Source organism: Streptomyces sp. NPDC003300 (assembly GCF_040610915.1).
Classification (GTDB): domain Bacteria; phylum Actinomycetota; class Actinomycetes; order Streptomycetales; family Streptomycetaceae; genus Actinacidiphila.
In genome coordinates this window covers 143,362-164,759 of sequence record NZ_JBEXNE010000008.1, presented here as the reverse complement: position 1 = coordinate 164,759, position 21,398 = coordinate 143,362, and the positions used below count along the sequence as shown (strand labels likewise).

Here is a 21,398-nt window from a genome sequence, read left to right as displayed (position 1 = left end):
GGCTAATTTGGAACCGAAAAGGGAGTCAGCCGTCAGTTAATTCGCCTGACACCGGGAACGGCAAAAGGCGGCAGGAAGGGCCGTGGCCCTTCCTGCCGCCCTCGGTGGAATTACGGTGTCACGGAATCCACCCGCGCGGGCCGCTCGCAGCCGCTGGTGACCGGCAGCGCCGTCCCGTCGTGCGCGGCGTCCAGCAGTGTCAGCATCACGTCCAGTACGTGCTGGGCGAGTTCGGCCGACGCCAGGTGCGGGCGTCCGGCGGCGACGGCGGCGGCGAGGTCCGCGAGACCGGTGCCGCGCCCCGCGCCGCGGTATCCGGCCGAGACCGGCAGCGGCTGCCACGTACCGTCGGTGAACAACTCGACCTGGCCGTCGAAGCCGTTGGGGTCGGGGACGGACAGCGAGCCCTCGGTGCCGTACACCTCGATCCGCGGCAGCCGGGCGGCGTGGATGTCGAAGCTCATGATCAGCGTGGTGAGGGCGCCGCCCTCGTGCTGGAGGACGCCGGTGACGTGGGTGTCGACCTCGACGGGGAAGCGCGCCCCGGCGCGCGGGCCGCTGCCGATGGCGCGTTCGGCGCGCGGGGTGGCGACGGCGCCGGTGACCTTGACGACCGGGCCCAGCAGGTGGACCAGCGCGGACAGGTAGTACGGGCCCATGTCGAGCAGCGGGCCGCCGCCGGGCCGGTAGTAGAACTCCGGGTCCGGGTGCCAGGCTTCGTGGCCCGCGGTGGTCATGAAGGCGGTCGCGGCGACGGGCGTGCCGATCAGCCCGTCGTCCACGGCCTTGCGGGCGGTCTGGGTGCCGGTGCCGAGTACGGTGTCGGGCGCGCTGCCGACCCGGACGCCCGCGGCGCGCGCGGCGGCGAGCACGGCGGCGGCCTCCTCGCGGGTGGCGGCGAGCGGCTTCTCGCCGTAGACGTGCTTGCCCGCGGCGACCGCGGCCAGCGCCACTTCGGCGTGCACGGCGGGGACGGTGAGGTTCAGGACGGCGTCCACGTCGTCGCGCGCCACCAACTCCGCGACGCTCGACGCCACTTCGGCGCCCGCGCGCTCGGCGGCCTCCTTGGCCCGGCCGGGGTCGAGGTCGGTGACGGCGGTCAGCCGCAGCCCTTCGAGCCCGGCGATGGTGTCCAGGTACTGGCCGCTGATCTTGCCCGCGCCGACCATGCCGATCCTCAACGGCTCGCCCACAGCAGTCCCCTCTCGGTCAGCGCCCGCACCTCGGGCACGTCGAAGTCGTCGGCCTTGTGCCCGATGGCGGACACGAACACCCGTCCCGCGCCCTGCCTCCTGGTCCACACCGCGGGCATCACGACCGGGTGCGCGCGCTCGCCGTCCGGCGGGAAGGTCGTGGTGGCGAGCACGTCGATGTCGGGGTCGGTGGCCAGCCAGTACTGCTCGGTGTGCACGTCGAAGTCGCCGATCCCGGCGATCACCGGGTGGTCGGCGCGCTCGGGCCGCACATGGACCCGGTAGTCGAGGAATCCCGCCGGGTGCATGAGGAACTGACCGCCGGTCAGGAACTGGTAGTCGACGTCGCCGCGGAAGGAGTCGACGATCCCGCCGTGCCAGCCCGCGAAGCCGGTGCCCGCCCTGACCGCCTCGGCCAGGCCCCTGGTCTGCTCGCCGCTGATCTCGCCCATCGTCCAGCACTGGACGACGAGGTCGGTGGCGGCCATCAAGTCCCGGTCGGCGTAGACGTCGAGGGACTGCGCGGTCTCGACGGTGAAGCCCTCGTCCTTGAGGAAGGGCAGGAAGAGGTCGGTGATCGCGATCGGCGCGTGGCCCTCCCAGCCGCCGCGTACCACCAACGCCCGTCGTGCGGACCGCTCCCGGCCGGCCCCGTCCTGGTCGGCTCCGGCTCCGGGTTCACCGGCTCTGATCGGATTCGTCACGGGCGTTGCACGCTCCCATCGGTGTTGCGCAGCAGGGCCCAGCGGTCGTGGGCCAGGGGTTCGGGCACGGGGTGACGGCGGGCGGCGGCCTCGTCGAAGTCCACTCCGTGGCCCGGGGTGTCATGGGGTACGAGGCCGCCCGCGGTCGCGGTGACCGTGCCGGGGAACACCTCGTGGACGGGCGGCCTGAAGACCGCGGCCTCCTGGACGCCGAAGGCGTGGCTGGAGATGTCCATGGCCAAGGTGGCGGCCTGGGCGACCGGGCTGACGTCGGCGGGGCCGTGCGGCGCGAGCCGGACACCGCGCAGTTCGCAGAAGGCCGCGATCTTGCGGGCGGGGGTGAGGCCGCCGAGGGTGGGGACGCGGATCCGCGCGAAGTCGATGTCGGGGCCGTCCAGCAGGGCGGTGAACTGGGCGGTGTCGTGGAAGAGTTCGCCGACCGCGAGCGGTACGGGCGAGGCGTCGTGCAGCCGCTTGAAGTGCCGGGTGTCCTCGGGCGCGAGCAGGTCCTCCACGAAGTACAGTCCGGCGTCCTCGACCCTGCGCAGGAAGTCCCTGGCCTGCCGGGGGTCGAGCCGTTCGTGCACGTCGTGCAGCAACTCGACGTCGTCGCCGACGAGTTCGCGCACACGGGTGAGAACGCCCGGCACGTGCCGCAGATAGCCCGCGCTGTCCCAGGGCGCGCGCCGCTCGCGTACCGCGTCGGCGTCCGCGGTGCCGCCGCCGGAGGCGCCGTAGGTGTCGGCGCCCGGCACGGCGGCCTGGATCCGGACGTGCCGGTAGCCGTGTTCCCTCGCGGCCTGGACCTTGTCGGCGATCTCGGCGGCGTCGCGGCCGTCGACGTGCGTGTACGCCTCGGCGAAGGCGCGGACCTTGCCGCCGAACAGCGAGTGCAGGGGCGCGCCGAGGCGCTTGGCCTTGAGGTCCCACAAGGCGACGTCGATGCCGCCGAGCGCGTTGCCGGTGACCGAACCGCCGCGCCAGTAGGCGCTGTTGAGGATCAGCCGGTGGATGTCCTCGATGTCGTCGGGGTCCCGCCCGGTGAGCAGCGGGGCGAGGTAGTCGTCGAGCACCGAGCGGACGGCCAGCGTGCGCTGGGGGTCGCTGGCGCAGCCGAGGCCGTAGAGGCCCGGTTCGCCGGTCTCGACGCGGACGATGAGATGGGGGCACCCGTGGGGGGCGGTCAGAAAGGTGCGAACGGCCGTGATGCGGATCTTGGCGCCGCGCTCGTCGACCCAGGGGGCCGGGGCGAGCGGTGCGGGGCCGGCATCAGGCAATGCCATACGAACTCCCACGTACAGGTAACGGAATGACGTACCGGTATCCGAACGTAGAGAGGGCATTCCGAGTTTGTCAATCACTTTGACAAACTCGGAACGACCGTAACCCCCGCCACGCGGGACACACAAGGGGTCGGCACGCCCCGGTCGGCCGGACGGCCCGTCAGGCCGGGCCCGACAGCGCGTCAGGCCCGGCGGCAGGCGGGCGGCGGGCCGGTGGCGAGCCGGCGGGCGGCCCGTGCCGGTTCAGCGGCCGGCCCGCGGCCGGTCGGCGCGGTGGCGGCGGCCGGTCAGTGCTGGCCCAGCCGTTTGAGCAGGGTGCTCAGCGACTGCGCGGCCTCGGTGACCGCCTGCGCGACCTCCTCGACCCGCGCGTCGTCCATCCGGCTCTTGGGCGCCGAGCAACTGATCGCGTCCTCGCCCTGGCCGCCGCCGAGCGCGACCGCGACGCAGCGGATGTCGACGGAATTCTCGCCGTCGTCCGCCGCCCAGCCGCGCAGCCGCGCCTCGGCCAACTGGGCCAGGAACGCGTCGGGATCGACCACCGTGGTCGGGGTCATCCGCTCCAGCGGCCAGTCCAGCCGCCGCTGCACCTCGGCGTGGTCGTACTGCGAGAGCACCGCCTTGCCGAGCGCCGTGGCGTGCGCGGGGAGCCTGCGGCCGACCGCGGAGTACATCCGCAGCGCGTGCCGCGACTCGCGTTTGGCCAGGTAGACGACGTGCGTGCCGTCGAGCCTGCCCAGGTGCACGGCCTCGCCGGTCTCCTCGGCCAGCGCGTCGAGCACCGGCCCCGCCAGGCTGGTGACGTCGTCGCCCTCCAGGTAGGCGGTGCCCGTCAACAGCGCCTTGAGACCGAGGCTGTAGCGCGTCCCTGACGGGTCGAGATCCACCCACCGGCGCGCCTGCATCGTGCGCAGGATGGCGTGCAGGCTGCTCTTCGGCACCGCCATCGCCGTCGCCATCTCCGCCAGCGAGAGCCGGGCGCCGTCCGCGCCGAGCAGTTCGAGCACTTCCAGTACCCGAGCTGCGGACTTCACCTCTTCGGGCTTCCGCCCGCGCGCCGCTTCTGCCACCGATTCCACCGATCCTCCGCTCCCCGCCGCCGATGCACGACGCATAAGAGTGCCCACTCCCATCGCGGCGTGCGTCTTGACGCTATATCAAACACGACCCTAAGTTCAGTCACTCCAACGTCATTCGGTCTTCTGAACGGTCGAATCCTAGGTAGGGGCCCATGAACACACCATTCGCACGTTTTACCCCGAAGACGAGACTCGCCGCAGCCGCTGTGGCCACCGTCCTCTCGCTGAGCCCGCTGGCCGCCTGCGGCGGCGGCTCCTCCGGATCGGGGGACAGCAAGTCGCTGGAGATGTGGACCTTCAAGCAGTCGCACGTCGCCGGACTGCGCAACGCGGCGGCCGAGTTCAAGAAGCAGACCGGCATCACCGTCAAGATCGAGGCGTACGGACCGGACGACGCGTACAGCACCAAGCTCCAGGCCGCCGCCAAGACCCACGACCTGCCCGATGTGCTGGAGACGCACTCCGACGGCGAGGACCTGGTGCTCGGCGCCACCGGCATAGCCAAGGACATCGCGGGCGACGTCGACGCCGCCTGGAGCGGCCTGTACCAGAAGGGCGTCCAGGTCTCGGGCACCGTCACGGACGCGAAGTACACCGAGTCCAAGCCCGCCGACTCCAAGACGCACGGCGTGAGCAAGGGCCAGCGCTTCAGCGTGCCCTTCACCTCCGGGACCTTCGGCATCGTCATGGCCAACAAGAAGATGCTGGCCGCCGCCGGGATCACCAAGGCCCCCGCGAACTGGGACGAGTTCCTGGCCGACCTGAAGGCCACCACCACCAAGGACCCGAAGAACGGCGGGGTCAGCCTCGGTCTGAAGGTCAAGGCGACCGGTCTGACCTGGGTCCTCCAGCCGCTGGCCTTCGCCCAGTTGGGCAAGGAGAAGTACCAGGCGCTGTTCGGCAAGGACGCAGGCGCGGACTTCTCCTCCGCCGACGGCACCAAGGTCCTCACGCAGTACGCGCAGCTCCAGCCGTACTGGATGCCGGGCACCCAGACCCTCGACATCGACGCGGCCGACCAGGCGTTCGCCCAGGGCAAGTCGGCCTTCGACATCGGCGGCACCTTCACGCTGGCCTTCCTCCAGCAGAACGGCATGAACCCCGACGACGTGATGGCCTTCGGCCTGCCCTCGCCGGGCGACGGCGCGGTGCCCCACCGGGCGCTCGGCCCGCTGGCGCTCACCGGTCTGACGGTCACCTCCACCAGCAAGCACCCGGACAACGCCGAGAAGTGGATGAAGTTCCTGGCGCGGCCCGACATCGCCTCGAAGTTCGCCAAGGACGCCACCGACGTGCCCGCCACCGAACTCGGCGCGGACGCCGCCTCGGTGATGGGCCCGACCCTCGCCGACATGCTGAAGACCTTCGTCGGCACGCCGGAGACCACCTACGACCCGAGCGACAACACCTTCCGGCCGCCGACGTACGACCAGGACTCGATGGGTGAGGTGCTGGCCGACCTGACGCCGCTGAAGCAGAAGAGCGTGGACCAGACCGGCAAGGCGATGGCCAAGCTCAACAACTCCTTCTGGGCGACGTCCAAGTGACCACCGCACCCCGTCCCACGCTCACGGAGACGGCCGGCGCCGGCCGGGGAGGCGATCCCCGGCCGGCCGCGCGCGCCGCCGCCGGCCGCGGTACGCGTCCCCCGCGCCGCCGCGGCTACGAGGCCGTCTCCGGTTACCTGTTCGTCGCCCCCGCCGTCGTGCTCTTCGCGGTCATGGGCCTGTACACCGTCGGCTACGGCTTCCTGCTGAGCTTCGCCCGCTGGAACGGCTTCGCGCCGCACTGGGACTGGGTCGGCCTCCAGAACTACAAGGACCTGCTCTGGCAGAATCCGGCCTACGCGCCCCGGCTGCACCACGCGGCGCTCCACACCCTGTACGTGATGATCGCCGTCCCGCTGCTGACCGTCGCGGTGTCCTTCCCGCTGGCGATCCTGCTCAACTCCGCCAAGCGGATGCAGGGCGTGCTGCGTTCGGTGTACTTCGTGCCGTACGTCACCAGCGGCATCGCCGTCTTCTTCGCCTGGCAGTACATCCTCCAGCCGGACGGCGCGGTCAACACCCTGCTCAGCAGCGTCGGCATGGGGTCGCTCGCGCAGCCGCAGGGCTGGCTCGGCAACCCGCACACCGCGCTGCCCACGATGATCGTGGTCACCGTGTGGGGGGCGGTGCCGGTCGCGATGCTGATGTACCTCACCGGTCTTCAGACCATCGACCGCAGCGTGATGGAAGCCGCGCAGCTCGACGGCGCCGGATGGTGGCGGACGAACATGTCGGTGGTGTGGCCGCTGGTCCGGCCGATCACCTCGATCGTCGTGCTGCTCAATCTCCGCGACTCCCTCCAGGGCTTCCAGACCTTCCTGGTGATGACCAACGGCGGTCCCGGAGACCACACCAACGTCCTCGGCCTCGAGGCGTACCGGCTGGCCTTCCTCAAGGACCTGGCGCCGACGCTCGGCCTGGCGAGCGCCCTCGGCTGGCTGCTGTTCGCCGCCGCCGTGGTGCTCGCCCTGATCAACCTGCGAGTCATGCGGAGCAGAACATGACGACGAACATCTCCGGCGCGGGCCCCTCGCGCACCACAGGACCCGCCTCGCCGGCCAGGGCCGCCGTCTCGCGCGCCGCCGCGCGCTGGACCGTCGGCATCCTGCTGACGCTCTACGGCCTGGTCAGCGTCTACCCCTTCCTGTGGATGATCTCGGCCGCCTTCAAGGACCAGGTCGAGGTGGTACGCGGCGGCCATCTGATCCCGCACCACCCGACGCTGGACACGCTGACCCACACCTGGAACCAACTGCACTTCTTCCACTACTTCCTGAACAGCCTTCAGGTCACCGCGCTCACCGTGGTGCTGACGCTCGGGGTGTACGCGGCGGCCGGATACGCCTTCGCGGTGCTGGACTTCCCCGGCCGCGGCCTGCTCCAGAAGCTCTTCGTCGCGCTGCTGTTCGTGCCCGGCATCACGGTGATGCTGCCGATCGTGCTGCTGGAGAACAAGATGGGCATCCTGGGCACGCACATCGGTCTGGTGCTGCCCTTCGTCAACGGCGGCGCGCCGCTGTCGGTGCTGCTGATGACCGGCGCCTTCAGCGCCGTGCCACAGGAGTTGCGGGAGTCGGCGCGGGTCGACGGCGCCAACGAGTTCCACATCTTCACCCGGATCTATCTGCCGCTGGCCCGGCCCGCGCTGATCACGGTGGCGCTGCTCACCGCGATCCCCACCTGGAACGAGTACCTGCTGACGCGGGTGTCGCTCAACGACGAGAGCACGTACACGCTGCCGCTCGGGCTCCAGACGCTCGCCTCGTCGAACGTGCCGCACTACAACAACCTCATGGCGGGCGCGCTGATCGTCGTCATCCCGGTGGCGCTGCTGTTCCTGAGCCTCCAGCGCTACTTCGTCAACGGCCTGGTCGGGGCGGTGAAGGGCTGATGCGCGTCCTGATCACGGGGGCCGCCGGACACATCGGCGGCCATGTCACCGCGGCGCTGCTGGCCGCCGGGCACGACCTGGTGCTCACCGACCTGCTGCCGGTGACCGAGCCGCGCGCCGCGCGCGTGCACACCGGCGACCTCCAGGACCCGGAACTGGTCCGCGAGGCCATGGCGGGCGCGGAGGCGGTGGTGCACCTCGGGGCGATCCCGCACCCGAACGACACCGACCCGAGCACGCTGTTCGCGCACAACTGCCTGACGGCGCACCGGGTGTTCGAGGAGGCGGGCCGGGCCGGGGTGCGCCGGGTGGTGGCCGCCTCCAGCATGGCCGCGGTGGGCCTGGCCTGGTCACCGGTGCCGGTCTCGCCGTCCTACGTCCCGCTGGACGAGGCCCATCCGAGCGTGCTGCGCGACCCGTACGGCCTGTCGAAGGCCGCGCTGGAGGAGGTGGCACGCACCGCACACCGGCGCTGGGGCCTGGACGCGGTCTGTCTGCGGCTGCCCTTCACCGGGACCGGCGACCGGCTCGGCCACTTCCTGGACGCCTGCGCCGCCGACCCGGCCGGTCAGCGGCACGACCTGTGGGGCTGGCTGCACACCCTGGACGCGGCCGAGGCGGTACGGCGCGCGCTGGAGACCGAGCTGACCGGCTGTCACGTCGTCAACGTCACGGCCGCCGACACGACATCCGCGCTGCCGTCCGCGGAACTGATGGCCCGTCACCATCCGGGGGTGCCGCTGCGCAGCGGCCTCCCGGACCACGCCTCGCTCTTCGACACGGCCGCCTGCACGGAGCTGCTGGGCTTCACGCCCCGGCGCACCTGGCGTACGGCCGGAGCGGAGCGCCGCACCTGACCCCTCCCCCACGTCCCCCACGTCCCCCACGGCTTTTCCGCGAGCACTCGCCCTCCCGCATCCGCCCGCCCTTCCGGCACCCGCCCGCCCACGGCAGAAGGAAACGCAACTGTGCATGACGACCGGCACATCGTCGAAGAGCGGATCACCAAATTCCTCGCTCAGGTGGTCCGTCCCGCCCTCTACAGTGACGCGCTGACCCTCGATCTCGCCGCCTGGCAGGCGCCGGGCGAACCCGTACCGGTGGCCGACGCGCTGGCCGCGACGTACGCGCCCGCCGCGATCGGCGACACCTGGGGCGGTCCGTGGTCGACGACCTGGCTGCGGGCGACCGGCCGGATACCGGCGGCCTGGGCGGGCCGCCGGGTGGAGGCCGTCTTCGACCTGGGCTTCGACCCGACGAAGGGCCCCGGCGGCCAGGCCGAGGGCTTCGTCCACGACGCGGCGGGCGCACCCGTGCAGGGCCTGCACCCGCACCACCGCTCGGTGCTGCTCGCGGAGCCCGCCGCGGGCGGCGAACCGGTCGAGCTGCTGGTGGAGTTGGCCGCGAACCCGATGATCGAGGGCGCGCTCGCGGTCGGCACGCACTACGGCTCGCGGGACACCGCGGGCGAGGAACACCTGTACCGGCTGCGCGCCGCCGAGATCGCGGTGCGCGAGGACGCGGTGTGGCACCTGCTGCACGACATGGAGGTGCTGGACGAGCTGATGCGCGAGCTGCCGACAGACGGGTCGCGGCGGCACGAGATCCTGCGGGCGCTCCAGCGGGCGGTCGACGCGGTCGACGTGCGCGCGGTCGCGGGCACCGCGCAGGCCGCCCGCGACCGGCTGACGGACGTGCTGTCCCGGCCCGCGCACGCCTCCGCGCACACCGTCACCGCGGTCGGGCACGCCCATATCGACTCGGCGTGGCTGTGGCCGGTCCGCGAGACGGTCCGCAAGTGCGCCCGGACCTTCACCAATATGACGACGCTGGCGCAGGAGTACCCGGAGCTGGTCTTCGCCTGCTCCTCCGCGCAGCAGTACGCGTGGATGAAGGAGCGCCGCCCCGAGATCTTCGAGCGGATCAAGAAGGCGGTGTCCGACGGCAATTGGGCGCCGGTCGGCGGCATGTGGGTGGAGGCGGACGGCAATCTGCCCGGCGGTGAGGCGCTGGCCCGCCAACTCGTCTACGGGCGGCGGTTCTTCGCCGAGGAGTTCGGCATCCCGCAGGACGGCGTGTGGCTGCCCGACTCCTTCGGCTACACCGCCGCGTACCCGCAGCTCGCCGCGCTGGCCGGGGCCCGCTGGTTCCTCACCCAGAAGCTCTCGTGGAACGAGACCAACCGGCTGCCGCACCACACCTTCCACTGGGAGGGCATCGACGGCACCCGGATCTTCACCCACTTCCCGCCGGTCGACACCTACAACGCCTCCCTGACCGGCGCCGAACTGGCCCACGCCGAGCACAACTTCGCCGACAAGGGCGCCGCCACCCGCTCGCTCGCCCCCTTCGGCTTCGGCGACGGCGGCGGCGGGCCGACCCGCGAGATGCTGGAGAAGGCGCGGCGGCTGCGCGACCTGGAGGGCTCCACCCGCGTGGAAGTCGGCGACCCCTCGGCCTTCTTCGACGAGGCGCGCGAGGAGTACGAGCGGCTGCCGGTCTGGCGCGGCGAGCTGTACCTGGAGAATCACCGCGGCACCTACACCAGCCAGGCCCGTACCAAGCGCGGCAACCGGCGCGCGGAGGCGCTGCTGCGCGAGGCCGAGCTGTGGTCGGCGGCGGCCACGGTCCGCGGCGGCGCCCCCTACCCGTACGAGCGGCTGGAGTCGATCTGGCGGCGGGTGCTGCTGCACCAGTTCCACGACATCCTGCCGGGCTCCTCGATCGCCTGGGTGCACCGGGAGGCGGAGGCCGTACACCGGGAGTTGCAGGCCGAGTTGGCCGAGGTGATCGAGGCAGCGGTGGGTGCGGGGACGGGCGCGGGACCCGCCGGTTCGGGGCCCGGCGGTTCGGGACCCGCCGACTCAGGACCCGCCGACTCAGGACCCGCCGACTCGGGACCCGTCTTCTACAACGCCGGGCCCTACGCGCGCCGCGAGGTGGCCGTCCTGCCCGCGGGCACCCCCGCCGCCGACGGCCAGCCGCTGTCCGACGGACGTACCGCCGTCCTCGTCGAGGCCCCCGCCTTCGGCACCGGCCGGGCCGTGCGCTCCGCGCTGCCCCCGGTCTCGGTCACCGAGGACACCACCGGGATCACCCTCGACAACGGGGTGCTGCGGATACGGATCGACGCCGACGGCCTCGTGCGGTCCGCGTACGACCTGCGCGCCGGACGCGAGGCGATCGCCCCCGGCGCGGCGGGCAATCTGCTGCAACTCCACCCGGACGACCCCAACCGGTGGAGCGCCTGGAACATCGACGGCTACTACCGGGACACCGTCCGCGACCTCACCGCCGTCGACGCCGTCGAGGTCACCGAGGCCGGGCCGCTGCTCGCGTCGGTGCGCGTCACGCGCTCCTTCGGCGGCTCGCACCTCACGCAGGACCTGCAACTCACCGCCGGAAGCGCCCGGTTGACCGTCCGGACCGACATCGACTGGCAGGAGCGGGACACCCTCCTCAAGGCCGCGTGGCCGCTGAACGTGCACGCGGAGCGCGAGAGCGCCGAGATCCAGTTCGGGCACGTCCAGCGCCCCACCCACGAGAACACGAGCTGGGACGCCGCCCGCTTCGAACTCTGGGCCCACCGCTGGGTGCACGTGGGCGAGCACGGCTGGGGAGCCGCCGTCGTCAACGACTCCACCTACGGCCACGACGTCTCGCGCCTGACCCGCGACGACGGCGGTACGACCACCACGCTGCGGCTGTCGCTGCTGCGCGCGCCGCACAGCCCCGACCCGCAGGCCGACCGGGGGCGGCACTCCTTCGCCTACGGCCTGGTGGTCGGCGCCGGGGTCGGCGACGCCGTCGCCTCCGGCTACTCCTTCAACCTGCCGCTGCGGCCAGGCAGTTCGGCGTCGACCGGCGGGGCCGCCGCCGGGCCGTCGTTCGTCACCGTCGACAACCCCGACATCGTCGTGGAGACGGTGAAGCTCGCCGACGACCGCGGCGGCGACGTGGTCGTCCGGCTCTACGAGTCGCGCGGCGGCGGCGCGCGCGGGGCGCTGCACACCGGCTTCCCCGTCGCCGCGGCGCACGTCACCGACCTCCTGGAGAGCCCCACCGCTCCCCTCCCCCGGGCCGGGGACGGCTCCTTCCCGCTGGACCTGCGCCCGTTCCAGATCCTGACGCTCCGCCTGGCGCGTCCTTAGTGTCCGCCCGACGCGGGCCGGTTGCCCCCGCAGGCCCGTCGTGGCTGATCGCACCATTCCCCGCGCCCCTCAAGACCTGGCGTACCGCCCTTCCCCCTGGAAACCGACCCTCCGTAGGAGAAGCCACATGAGACCCACCCTCGCACGATGGCTGCGGCCCCCCGCCGCGTTAGCACTGCTGCTGCTCGCGGCCCTCCTGCTCCCTCCGTCGTCGCGGGCCGCCGCGGCGGCGCTGTATCCGCTGGGCGTCGGCGCCGACCTCGGCCCGAAACCGGTCACGCTGGGCCTGACGGCGAGTGCGGGCGACTCCGCCGACGGCCTGCGCACCGGTGAGAAGAACGGAAAGCCGTACTGGCAGACCGATGTGGCGGCCGGCACGGACTACATCAAGCTGGCGCTGGACCGGGAGTGGACCGACACCGTCGGCGGCGCCGGCCAGGTCACCGTGGCGGTGACGTACGACGACGCGCCCGACGGGACGACGCTTCGGCTGACGCGCGGCGCGAGCGACCTCGTGGGCAGCGTGCCGCTCACCGGAGCGGCCGGATGGACGACGGAAGCCTTCACCGTACCGGCGGACTTCGGGACGGAGGCGGGCCGTGAGCTGCGGCTGTCGGGGACGAAGGACGGGGCGCCCGCCGACGTGACGGTGGCGTCGGTGAGGGTCGCCGCGGGCCAGTCCGTGGACCTCGGCACCGCGGTCGACGCGCACGGCATCTCGCCGCGGGCGGGCGACAACGACACGCACCTGGTGACCGGCACGGAGGCGGGCCGCGGCTACTGGGGCACCGACCAGAGCCACCCGGGCGCCGAGACCGGCTTCTTCTACATGAACGTGGACGACACCGCGCTGTACGACAACCGCGACCCGGTCGCGGTCACCGTCGACTACCTCGACCGGGGCAACGGAGCGATCCAGCTCCAGTACGACTCCCCCGGCGACACGATCCCGGAGATGTTCAAGAACTCGCCGGTCTTCACCTACGGCGACTCGGGGACCTGGAAGACCCACACCTTCCTGCTGGACGACGCGATCCTCACCAACCGCTCCAACGGCTCGGACTTCCGCATCACCACCGGCGGCAGCCCGGCCGAACTGAAGGTCGCCCGCGTCTCGGTGACCGCGCTGCCGCGCGTGCTCGACCCGACGACCGGCCTCAAGCAGCTTGTGGCGCAGGCCGATCTGGCCTACCTCGCGGCCCGCGAGGGCACCCGCGACGGGCAGTACCCGGTCGGCGCGAAGGCCGCGCTCCAGCAGGCCGCCGACGCGGCCCGCGCGGTCGCGAACGGCACCGGCGTCACCGACGAGCAGGCCCGTACCGCCTTCCACGCGCTGGCCGCCGCGCTCGACGTCTTCCACGCCGCCGCCGTGAACACCGACCTGGCGCACCTGGGCACCGCCACCGCCTCGTCCACCGCCGCCGGGTCCGCCCCGGCCGCGGCGATCGACGGGAACGGCGGCAGCGCCTGGGTCAGCGGGGACGGCGGGACGGGCGAGACCTTCACCGTGGACCTGGGCGCGGCCAAGCGCTTCAACCAGGTCAAGGCCGGCTGGACCGGCGCCTTCTCCTCCGACTACACCGTCCAGGTGTCCACGGACGGGACGCGTTTCACGGACGTGGGCCGCACCGGGGCCGTCGGCGGCTCGGTGTTCACCACCGCCTTCGCTCCGACGACCGCCCGGTACGTCCGGCTGGCGATCCACGGGTACAGCGCGGGCCAGACCAAGGTGGGTCTCGCCGTCCTCGAGGTCCGCGACCAGCGGGTCGTCACACCGCACCCGAAGCTGGTCACCACCCGCTACTCGACCGGCGCTCCGGTCGTCGCCGACTTCGACATCCGCGACTACGGCGTCGACACCTCGGGGAAGAGGGACGCGACCGCCGCCGTGCAGTCCGCGCTGTACGACTGCCAGGACGCGGGCGGCGGCACGGTGTGGCTGGGCGCGGGCACCTACCGCCTCACCACCACCGTCGAGGTCCCGGCCTTCTGCTCGCTGATCGGCGACCGGCGCGACCCGGACCGCGGGTCCGGCGGCTACGGCACGGTGATCCGCGCCGACCTGCCGCCGGGCGCCGACGGGCCGGTGCTCTTCCGGGTCGGCGGCAGCGCCTCCGTCCAGGGCCTGACCACCTACTACCCGCGGCAGAACGCGGCCCACCCGGTGCCGTACAACAACACCTTCGAGATTCCGGGTTCGGCCTGGCAGAGCGACGCGAATTTCATGATGAGCACGGTCGCGCACGTCACGATGCTCAACTCGTACAAGGGTGTCGGGGTCTCCACGAAGACCGACGACCGCGGCAGGCCCGCGGTGCAGGGTCAGGTGCACGAGTCGGCGACGCTCGCCGACATCAAGGGGACGGTGCTGTTCACCGGGGCCACCGGTTACAACGGCTCGGACGTCGGCACCTGGAGCGACATCACCTTCTCCAACTCCTACTGGGCGCACGCGCCTTCGGCGTACGACCCGCCCGCGCGGTCGGCGCTCGACCGGTGGACGCGGGCCAACGGCACGGGACTCGTCCTCGGTGACCTGGAGTGGGACCAGTTCTCCCGGATCTCGCTGTCCGACTACCGCACCGGCATCCAGGTCGTGAAGGGCCAACGGGCGGCTTTCGTCGGCGCGTTCCAGCAGACCCGGGTGGTGCGCACCGATGTGGCCCTCCAGGTGGACGACATCGACACCCGTTGGGGCATGACGGTGGCCGGGGGCACGCTCCAGGGCAGCGTCGCGTCGATCCGCAACGCCACCAAGGGATTTGTGAAGGTCACCGGCACGGCGCTGGACGGCGCGACCTCCGGCACGGTCGTGACGATGCCCGGTCCCGTACCGGTCCAGGCCGCCGCACCCGACCTGCCCGCGCCTCGCGGGCACGCGCTGTACGCGGCGGGCGCCGTCCCGCACGGCGTGGGCTACCAGCCCGCCGCCGACGCCACCGCGGGCATCCAGCGGCTGCTGGACCGGGCGGGCGCGCGGGGCGGCGGCACCGTGTACCTGCCCGCGGGCTGGTACCGGGTCGAGGGCCGGCTGCGGGTACCGGCCGGGGTCGAACTGCGGGGTGCCTCGTCCTCGCCGAACCGCGACGAGGACGGCGCCAGCGGCGGCACCGTGCTGTTCGCCTACGCGGGCCGGAACACCGCGAACGCCGACACCGACGCCGCCTTCGTCACGCTCGCCGGAAACGGCTCGGGCGTGCGCGGTCTGCGGGTCTTCCACCCGGAGAACAACCCCGCGACCGGCTACGTCCCCTACCCGTACGACATCCGGGGCACCGGCCGCGGCACGTATGTGGTCGACGTCGGTCTGACCAACGCGTGGAACGCCGTGGACGAGGGCAACGACGGCTTCGTGGTGCACAAGGTGACCGGGGTCTTCCTCAACCGGGGCGTCACGGCGCGCGCGGGCCGCGGCGGTCTGGTCGACGGTGTGCTCAGCAACGGCAACGCGGTGAACCGCACCGGCTTCGGCATTCCCGGCTGGGGCCTCGGCAGCGATCTGTTCGCGCAGACCATCGACGGGTTCACCCGCAAGAACACCGACCTGGTGCATGTCGACGGCGCCCGCGGCCTGACGGTCTCGGACGTCTTCGGCTACGGCATGCACAACGGTCTGGTGGTCACCTCCGGTGACGTCCGCGCCTTCAACCTGGGCACGGACAACCTCGGCGACGGCGGTTACACCGTGAAGGCGGGCGCCTCGGCCGACGTCACGGCGGTCAACGTGCTGCGCTACAACGGCGCGACGTCCACCGGTCCCGCGAAGCTGCTGGGCATCATGGCGATCAACATGGTGCAGCAGTCGGTGACGGCCACGGCCGAGCCCGCGAGCGGCGGGAAGGTCACCGTCGGCGGGAACCAGACGGAGCCGGGCCGCTTCGAGCGCGGCGACACCGCGACCGTGACGGCCGTACCGGCGCCCGGCTTCCAACTGCTGGGCTGGACGCTCGACGGCGCCCAACTGCCCGACAGCGGGCCGACGGTCACCGTGCCGGTGACCGGGGACCGTACGGTCGTGGCGCGTTTCGGTCCGGTCGGCGTCAACTGACCGGCGGGCGGGCCCGGTCGACCGCCGTCGTGCGGCCGGCCGGGCCCGTCGTCATGAGCGGGTGACCGCCGCGGTCAGGAGTGGGTGACCGGCAGCACGTCGGGCGAGAGCGTGCCCGCGCCCGCGGTCGCGCTGGTCATCCGGCGGCGGTGGTGACGGCGGCACAGCACCTCGTAGCCGACCTCGCCGGACCGGTCGACGTCGCCGATCACCACCTGCGCGCCCTCGACGACCATCACGCCGTCGACCGTACGGGCGTTGTGGGTGGCGCGCTCGCCGCACCAGCACAGCGCCTCGACCTGAAGGGCCTCGACCCGGTCGGCGAGTTCGATCAGCCGCTGCGAGCCGGGGAAGAGCCGGGTGCGGAAGTCGGTGGTGATGCCGAACGCGTGGACGTCCAGGTCGAGTTCGTCGACCACCCGCGCCAACTGGTCGATCTGCTCGGGCGCGAGGAACTGCGCCTCGTCCACGATCACGTAGTCCACCCGGCCGCCGCGGCTGAGCACGCCGACCACGTGGCCGTACAGGTCCATGCCGTCCGCGACCTCGACGGCGTCGGTGACCAGGCCGAGCCGCGAGGAGAGCTTGCCCTCGCCCGCGCGGTCGTCCCTGGTGAAGATCACCGACTGGAGGCCGCGAGCGGTGCGGTTGTGGACGATCTGGAGGGCGAGGGTGCTTTTGCCGCAGTCCATCGTTCCGGAGAAGAAGACCAGCTCGGGCATGGGAAGGACGACGGCCTTTCGATGGGGGCGGGAGAGCGCGGGGCGGGAGAGCGCGGGGCGGGAGAGCGCGGGGGCGGGCGGGCCTCAGGAGCGTACTTCGAGCAGCGGTACGAGCTGCTCGGCGGCGGCCATCGAGCCGTGCAGGCCGACCATCTTCGACTCCCCCGATTCCGTGCGGTGGGCGACGACCGCGATGTCGTCGCGGGCGACGGCCACGACGTCGCCGATCCGGCCGAACACCCGCTCGTCCGGCGGCGGTCCGAACCAGCCCGCCTCGATCGCCTCGGCCCTGGTCGCCACCCACATCTGCTCGCCGAGGACCTCGCTCCACACCGCGTGCACGTCGGCGGCGGCGCCGGGCACCGCGTAGACGTGCCGGGCGCGGGCCTCGCCGCCGAGCACCGCGACCCCGGCGCGCAGTTCCCAGTCCTCGTCGAAGTCGATCCGGGACCGCTCGTCGAAGGGGATGTCGATCATGCCGTGGTCGGCGGTGACGTACAGGGCGCAGCGCGGCGGCAGTTGCTCGGCGAGCCGCTGCGCCAGCCGGTCGACCATCATGAGCTGGCCGCGCCAGGCGTCGGAGTCGACGCCGTGCCGGTGCCCCATTCCGTCCAGCTCGCTGTAGTACGTGTAGACCAGCGTGCGGTCGGCGGCGCCGAGCCGGTCGGCGGCCAGGTCCATCCGCTCCTCGCCGGTGAGGCGCCCGTGGAAGGTGCCGCCGGACAGCGCGACCTTGGTCAGCGGGGTGTTGACGAAGGTCGGCGAGGAGACCTGGCAGGTGGCGATCCCGGCGGCGTCGGCGAGCTGGAAGACGGTGGGGTGCGGCTGCCAGACGTGCGGCGCGGTCCAGGGCTGCCAGCGCAGCTGGTTCATCAGCTCGCCGGTGGCCGGATTGAGCGTGGTGTAGCCCGCCAGGCCGTGCGCGGACGGCGGCAGCCCGGTGCCGACCGAGCCGAGCGAGGTCGCGGTCGTCGCCGGGAATCCGGCGGTCAGCGGGCGGCCGGTGCCGCCGCGCGAGGTCGGCAGCAGCGAGGTGAGGTACGGCGCCTCGTCGGGGTGGGCGAGGATCAGCTCCCAGCCGAGGCCGTCCACGAGGAAGACGCAGACCCGGTCGGCGGGCGCCAGTTCCAGGCCGGTGGCCGGCATGCCGGGGACGGCGAATCCGGCGACGGCGGCCGGGATGACGTCACAGAGCGCGCCGGTGCCGTAGTCGGGTACGGGAGCGGTACGCGGATCGAGCGGCGCGGAACCGTACCCGCCGTGCAGCGGCTGGACCATCAGTCAGTGGCCGCTGTCGCCTCGGAGAGCGCCTGCGCGAAGGCCAGGGTCTGGCGGACGGTGTCCGGGCCGTCGCCCGCCTCGCTGACCCGCAGCGACAGGTCGTCGGCGGTCGAGGAGCCGGTGTAGCCGTGGTCGGCCTCGCAGTTGGGGTCGCCGCAGGCGGCGGGCTCCAGGTCGAGCCGCGAGACCGCGCCCCAGCCGATGGTGAGCACCACTTCGCGGGGCAGCGTGCCGGGCGTGTACGACTCCGGGTTCGCGACCACCCGGCTGACCACGACCGAGGAGATCCGGCCGATCTTCACCGATTCGGTGGACGTGGTGGCGTACGGCGTCGGCGAGGTGTCGTCGGCGGCCTGCTCGTCGGTGTGGCTGACGATGAAGCGGCTGTCGGTGAGCACCAGCACGGTCACATGACGACGGACCTCGTTGGCGTCGAAGCTGGTCTCCTGGTGGACCAGGTAGGAGGAGACCGGCTCGCGTCCCACCGCCGCCTCGACGGCCTCGGCCACGAGGGTGGGGTAGTAGCCGCTGCGCTCGATGGCCGTGCGCAGGCCCTGAGTCGTAGTACCGGTCTTCGCCATGCCGACCATCCTAAGGGCCAGGTACGACCGCGACGTGCTCGGAGCGCGACCCGGCGTGCGGGCGGGCGCGGGAGCGGGCGCCGGGTCAGAACGAGGACAGCGCCCGCGGCCCGAGATCGGTGCGGGCGGGCGGCCTGGCCAGGCGGACGGACGCGCCGAGGACGGTCAGGCCGCGCGAGGAGACCACCACCGGTTCCAGGTCGACCGCGACGATCTCCGGGAGGTCGGCGGTCAGCAGCGACACGCGCAGCAGCAGCTCCTCCAGCGCGTCGGTGTCGACCGGCTCGGCGCCGCGCCAGCCGAACAGCAGCGGCGCGGCCTTGATGGAGCGGACCAGTTCGGCCGCGTCCCGGTCGGTGGCGGGGACGAGCCGGTGCGCGGTGTCGCCGAGCAGTTCCGAGGGCGCGCCCGCCAGGCCGAAGGACAGCACGGCGCCCGCGGCGGGGTCGACGCCCGCCCGTACCACCGTGTCCACCCCGCGCGGCGCCATCGCCTGCACGACGGGCAGCAGCTCCCGCGGGGTGCCCAGCCGCGCGGTCAGCTCGTCGTAGGCGCGCCGCAGGTCGCCCTCGTCCGCCAGGTCCAGGCGTACGCCGCCGAGGTCGGCGCGGTGCCGCAGATGGGGGGCGGTGGTCTTGAGGGCGACCGGGTAGCCGAGCCGGGCGGCGGCGGCCACGGCGGTGTCGGCGTCGGGAGCGGGCAGCGCGCCGCGCACCTGGATGCCGTACCGGCCGAGCAGCGTCGCGGTGTCCGCGTCGCCGAGCGCGATCCCGCCCTCGGGCGCCTCGCCGGGCGGCAGCAGGCGGCGTACGTCGTCGGCCGCCGCGGCCTCCTGGATGTCGTCGAACTGCGGGATGCGGCCGGGGTCCGCCGATCCGGCGCGCCAGGCCGCGTAGGCGGCGGCCTCGGCGAGCGCGCGCACGGCCCGGTCGGGCGCGGAGTAGGCGGGGATACGGGAGGCGGCCTCGTCGCCGGGCGCGCCGAGCCGGTCGGCCAGGGTCTCCAGGGCGAGGTGGGCGACCACCACCGGCTTGCCGCCGCCCGCGGCGGCGGTCGTACGGCGCAGCGCCTCGGCGAGCGCCGGGTCGTCGCCGGACTCGGGGTCGGGGGCGTCCTCGGAGCCGACGCGCGGGATCGCGGTGACGACGACGGCGTCGCTGCCGGGGTCGGCGAGCGCGGCGCCGAGGGCGGCGGCGAAGTCGTCGGGGGTGGCCGCGGTGGTGAGGTCGAGGGGCGCGGCGGGCCGCAGTCCCGCGGTGAGCGCGGCGTCGTAGGTGAGCAGGCCGAGCGATTCGGAGTTGCCGAGGACGGCGATCCGGTCGCCCGCGGGCAGCGGCTGGAGGGCCAGGAAGAGTCCGGCGTCCAGCAGTTCGGTGACGGTGTCCACGCGGATCACCCCGGCCTGCCGGAAGAGCGCGGAGACGGTGGAGTCGGGGATGCGGGTGGCGGGCACGGCGTGTCCTGCCGGGACGGAGCCGGAGTGCAGGGCGCCCTTGACGACGACCACCGGTTTGGCGGCGGCGGTGCGGCGGGCGAGCCGGGTGAACTTCCGCGGGTTGCCGAAGGATTCGAGGTACATCAGGACGGCGTCGGTGTCGGGGTCGTCCTGCCAGTACTGGAGGAGGTCGTTGCCCGAGACGTCGGCGCGGTTGCCCGCGGAGACGAAGGAGGAGGGGCCCGCGCCGCGGCGGTGCAGTCCGGAGAGCAGGGCGATGCCGATCGAGCCGGACTGGGTGAACAGGCCGAGGCGTCCGCTGCGCGGCATCTCGGGCGACAGGGAGGCGTTGAGCCGGACCCCGGCGGCGGTGTTGAGGACGCCGAAGGCGTTCGGGCCGATCACCCGCATGCCGTGGCTCCTGGCCTGCCGGACCAGCTCGCGCTGGCGCGCCCTGCCCTCCTCGCCGGTCTCGGAGTATCCGGCGGCGACCACCACCAGGCCCTGGACGCCCGCGGCGCCGCAGTCGGCGACGGCCTCGGGGACCCGGTCGGCGGGCACGGCGATCACGGCGAGGTCGACGGGCGCGCCGATGCCGAGGACGGAGCGGTGGCCGGGCACGCCGTCGATGTCGGTTCCGCCGTCGGGGAAGGAGCGGTTGACGGCGTAGACGTGGCCGGTGAAGCCGCCCGCGACGATGTTGCGCAGCAGCGTACGGCCGACGCCGCCCGGCCTGCGGCCGGTGCCGACGACGGCGACCGAGCCGGGGCGCAGCAGCCGCTGGACGGAGCGGGCCTCGGCGCGGTGCTCGCGGGCCCGCATCACCTGGACGGACTGCTCGGTGGGTTCCAGGTCGAGTTCGAGGTGGACGACGCCGTCGGTGAAGCTGCGCTGCTGGGTGAAGCCCGCGTCGGTGAAGACCTTGACCATCTTGCGGTTGGTGGGCAGGACTTCGGCGGTGAAGTGCAGGATGCCGCGCTCGCGGGCGACGGCGGCGATGTGTTCGAGCAGCGCGGAGGCGACGCCGCGGCCCTGGTGCGCGTCCTGGACGAGGAAGGCGACTTCGGCGCGGGTGCCGGTGGTGCCCTTGTCGGCGGAGACGGCCCGGCCCGCGTCGTCGGTGCGGTCGTAGCGGACGGTGGCGATGAAGTCGCCGCCGACGGTGGCGGCCAGGCCGACGCGGTCGTTGTAGTCGTGGTGCGTGAAGCGGTGCACGTCCCGGTCGGACAGCCGGGGGTAGGGCGCGAAGAAGCGGTAGTACTTCGACTCGTCGGAGACCTGCTCGTAGAAGTCGACGAGCCGTCCCGCGTCGTCGGGCCCGATCGGCCGGATGTGGGCGATCCCGCCGTCCCGCAGTACGACGTCCGCCTCCCAGTGGACGGGGTACGGATGCGCCGTCTGCTCGCTCATGGCCCCAGCGTAAGCGGGTGGCCCGGCGGGCGCGTCACACTCGCGGAGCCGACGCGCAGGGGGCAGTCTGGTG

14 protein-coding genes are annotated in these 21,398 nt (G+C 72.9%); 6 read left to right on the top strand and 8 right to left on the bottom strand.

What is annotated here, in order from left to right; genetic code table 11:
* Nucleotides 1-110 precede the first annotated feature (110 nt).
* The 4 genes from ABZX65_RS14725 to ABZX65_RS14710 form a co-directional block, all read right to left on the bottom strand.
* On the bottom strand, nucleotides 111-1,193 hold the full coding sequence (locus tag ABZX65_RS14725) for a Gfo/Idh/MocA family oxidoreductase (RefSeq protein WP_355338430.1): 1,083 nt from the start codon (nucleotides 1,191-1,193) through the stop codon (nucleotides 111-113).
* Nucleotides 1,178-1,813 (bottom strand): ThuA domain-containing protein, encoded by a 636-nt coding sequence (locus ABZX65_RS14720; protein ID WP_355338792.1) that lies wholly within the window; start codon nucleotides 1,811-1,813, stop codon nucleotides 1,178-1,180. Before ABZX65_RS14720 ends, ABZX65_RS14725 begins: the two co-directional genes overlap by 16 nt.
* An 80-nt stretch (nucleotides 1,814-1,893) precedes the next feature.
* Entirely contained in the window at nucleotides 1,894-3,180 is a 1,287-nt protein-coding gene (locus ABZX65_RS14715) for an enolase C-terminal domain-like protein (RefSeq protein ID WP_355338427.1), read from the bottom strand.
* A 287-nt stretch (nucleotides 3,181-3,467) separates the two neighbouring features.
* A complete protein-coding gene (locus ABZX65_RS14710) occupies nucleotides 3,468-4,214 on the bottom strand; it encodes an IclR family transcriptional regulator (RefSeq protein ID WP_355338424.1) in 747 nt (248 codons plus the stop codon).
* 251 nt (nucleotides 4,215-4,465) lie between these two features.
* On the opposite strand from ABZX65_RS14710, the gene ABZX65_RS14705 reads away from it, so the two are divergent.
* The 6 genes from ABZX65_RS14705 (at nucleotide 4,466) to ABZX65_RS14680 (ending at nucleotide 15,896) form a co-directional block, all read left to right on the top strand.
* Nucleotides 4,466-5,806 (top strand): extracellular solute-binding protein, encoded by a 1,341-nt coding sequence (locus tag ABZX65_RS14705; RefSeq protein WP_355338421.1) that lies wholly within the window; start codon nucleotides 4,466-4,468, stop codon nucleotides 5,804-5,806.
* On the top strand, nucleotides 5,803-6,810 hold the full coding sequence (locus ABZX65_RS14700; RefSeq protein WP_355338418.1) for a sugar ABC transporter permease: 1,008 nt from the start codon (nucleotides 5,803-5,805) through the stop codon (nucleotides 6,808-6,810). The genes ABZX65_RS14705 and ABZX65_RS14700 overlap by 4 nt, the downstream gene beginning before the upstream one ends.
* Nucleotides 6,807-7,697: a carbohydrate ABC transporter permease gene (locus tag ABZX65_RS14695; protein ID WP_355338415.1), complete on the top strand. Its 891-nt coding sequence runs from the start codon at nucleotides 6,807-6,809 to the stop codon at nucleotides 7,695-7,697. Before ABZX65_RS14700 ends, ABZX65_RS14695 begins: the two co-directional genes overlap by 4 nt.
* A complete protein-coding gene (locus ABZX65_RS14690; RefSeq protein WP_355338412.1) occupies nucleotides 7,697-8,554 on the top strand; it encodes an NAD(P)-dependent oxidoreductase in 858 nt (285 codons plus the stop codon). Before ABZX65_RS14695 ends, ABZX65_RS14690 begins: the two co-directional genes overlap by 1 nt.
* A gap of 111 nt (nucleotides 8,555-8,665) precedes the next feature.
* Entirely contained in the window at nucleotides 8,666-11,848 is a 3,183-nt protein-coding gene (locus ABZX65_RS14685) for a glycoside hydrolase family 38 C-terminal domain-containing protein (RefSeq protein ID WP_355338409.1), read from the top strand.
* Nucleotides 11,849-11,975: 127 nt separating this feature from the next.
* Complete coding sequence (locus ABZX65_RS14680) at nucleotides 11,976-15,896, top strand: discoidin domain-containing protein (RefSeq protein ID WP_355338406.1); 3,921 nt, start codon at nucleotides 11,976-11,978, stop codon at nucleotides 15,894-15,896.
* 74 nt (nucleotides 15,897-15,970) lie between these two features.
* On the opposite strand, the gene ABZX65_RS14675 is transcribed toward ABZX65_RS14680, so the two are convergent.
* The 4 genes from ABZX65_RS14675 to ABZX65_RS14660 all read right to left on the bottom strand — a co-directional run bounded on the left by ABZX65_RS14675 (nucleotide 15,971) and on the right by ABZX65_RS14660 (nucleotide 21,325).
* The gene (locus tag ABZX65_RS14675; protein ID WP_355338403.1) at nucleotides 15,971-16,618 is read right to left on the bottom strand and encodes a thymidine kinase; all 648 of its coding nucleotides are present in this window, start codon (nucleotides 16,616-16,618) and stop codon (nucleotides 15,971-15,973) included.
* 84 nt (nucleotides 16,619-16,702) lie between these two features.
* On the bottom strand, nucleotides 16,703-17,896 hold the full coding sequence (locus ABZX65_RS14670; RefSeq protein WP_355338400.1) for a nucleotide pyrophosphatase/phosphodiesterase family protein: 1,194 nt from the start codon (nucleotides 17,894-17,896) through the stop codon (nucleotides 16,703-16,705).
* Complete coding sequence (locus ABZX65_RS14665) at nucleotides 17,896-18,489, bottom strand: DUF5998 family protein (RefSeq protein WP_188286046.1); 594 nt, start codon at nucleotides 18,487-18,489, stop codon at nucleotides 17,896-17,898. The genes ABZX65_RS14670 and ABZX65_RS14665 overlap by 1 nt, the downstream gene beginning before the upstream one ends.
* A 76-nt stretch (nucleotides 18,490-18,565) precedes the next feature.
* On the bottom strand, nucleotides 18,566-21,325 hold the full coding sequence (locus ABZX65_RS14660) for a GNAT family N-acetyltransferase (protein ID WP_355338398.1): 2,760 nt from the start codon (nucleotides 21,323-21,325) through the stop codon (nucleotides 18,566-18,568).
* Between the last annotated feature and the right edge of the window lie 73 nt (nucleotides 21,326-21,398).

What these genes read in the sequence shown, in the direction of transcription:
- ABZX65_RS14715 (WP_355338427.1), bottom strand. Translation starts at nt 3,180, where the DNA reads ATGGCATTGCCTGATGCCGGCCCCGCACCGCTCGCCCCGGCCCCCTGG.
- ABZX65_RS14695 (WP_355338415.1), top strand. Translation starts at nt 6,807, where the DNA reads ATGACGACGAACATCTCCGGCGCGGGCCCCTCGCGCACCACAGGACCC.
- ABZX65_RS14690 (WP_355338412.1), top strand. Translation starts at nt 7,697, where the DNA reads ATGCGCGTCCTGATCACGGGGGCCGCCGGACACATCGGCGGCCATGTC.
- ABZX65_RS14680 (WP_355338406.1), top strand. Translation starts at nt 11,976, where the DNA reads ATGAGACCCACCCTCGCACGATGGCTGCGGCCCCCCGCCGCGTTAGCA.
- ABZX65_RS14675 (WP_355338403.1), bottom strand. Translation starts at nt 16,618, where the DNA reads ATGCCCGAGCTGGTCTTCTTCTCCGGAACGATGGACTGCGGCAAAAGC.
- ABZX65_RS14670 (WP_355338400.1), bottom strand. Translation starts at nt 17,896, where the DNA reads ATGGTCCAGCCGCTGCACGGCGGGTACGGTTCCGCGCCGCTCGATCCG.
- ABZX65_RS14665 (WP_188286046.1), bottom strand. Translation starts at nt 18,489, where the DNA reads ATGGTCGGCATGGCGAAGACCGGTACTACGACTCAGGGCCTGCGCACG.
- ABZX65_RS14660 (WP_355338398.1), bottom strand. Translation starts at nt 21,325, where the DNA reads ATGAGCGAGCAGACGGCGCATCCGTACCCCGTCCACTGGGAGGCGGAC.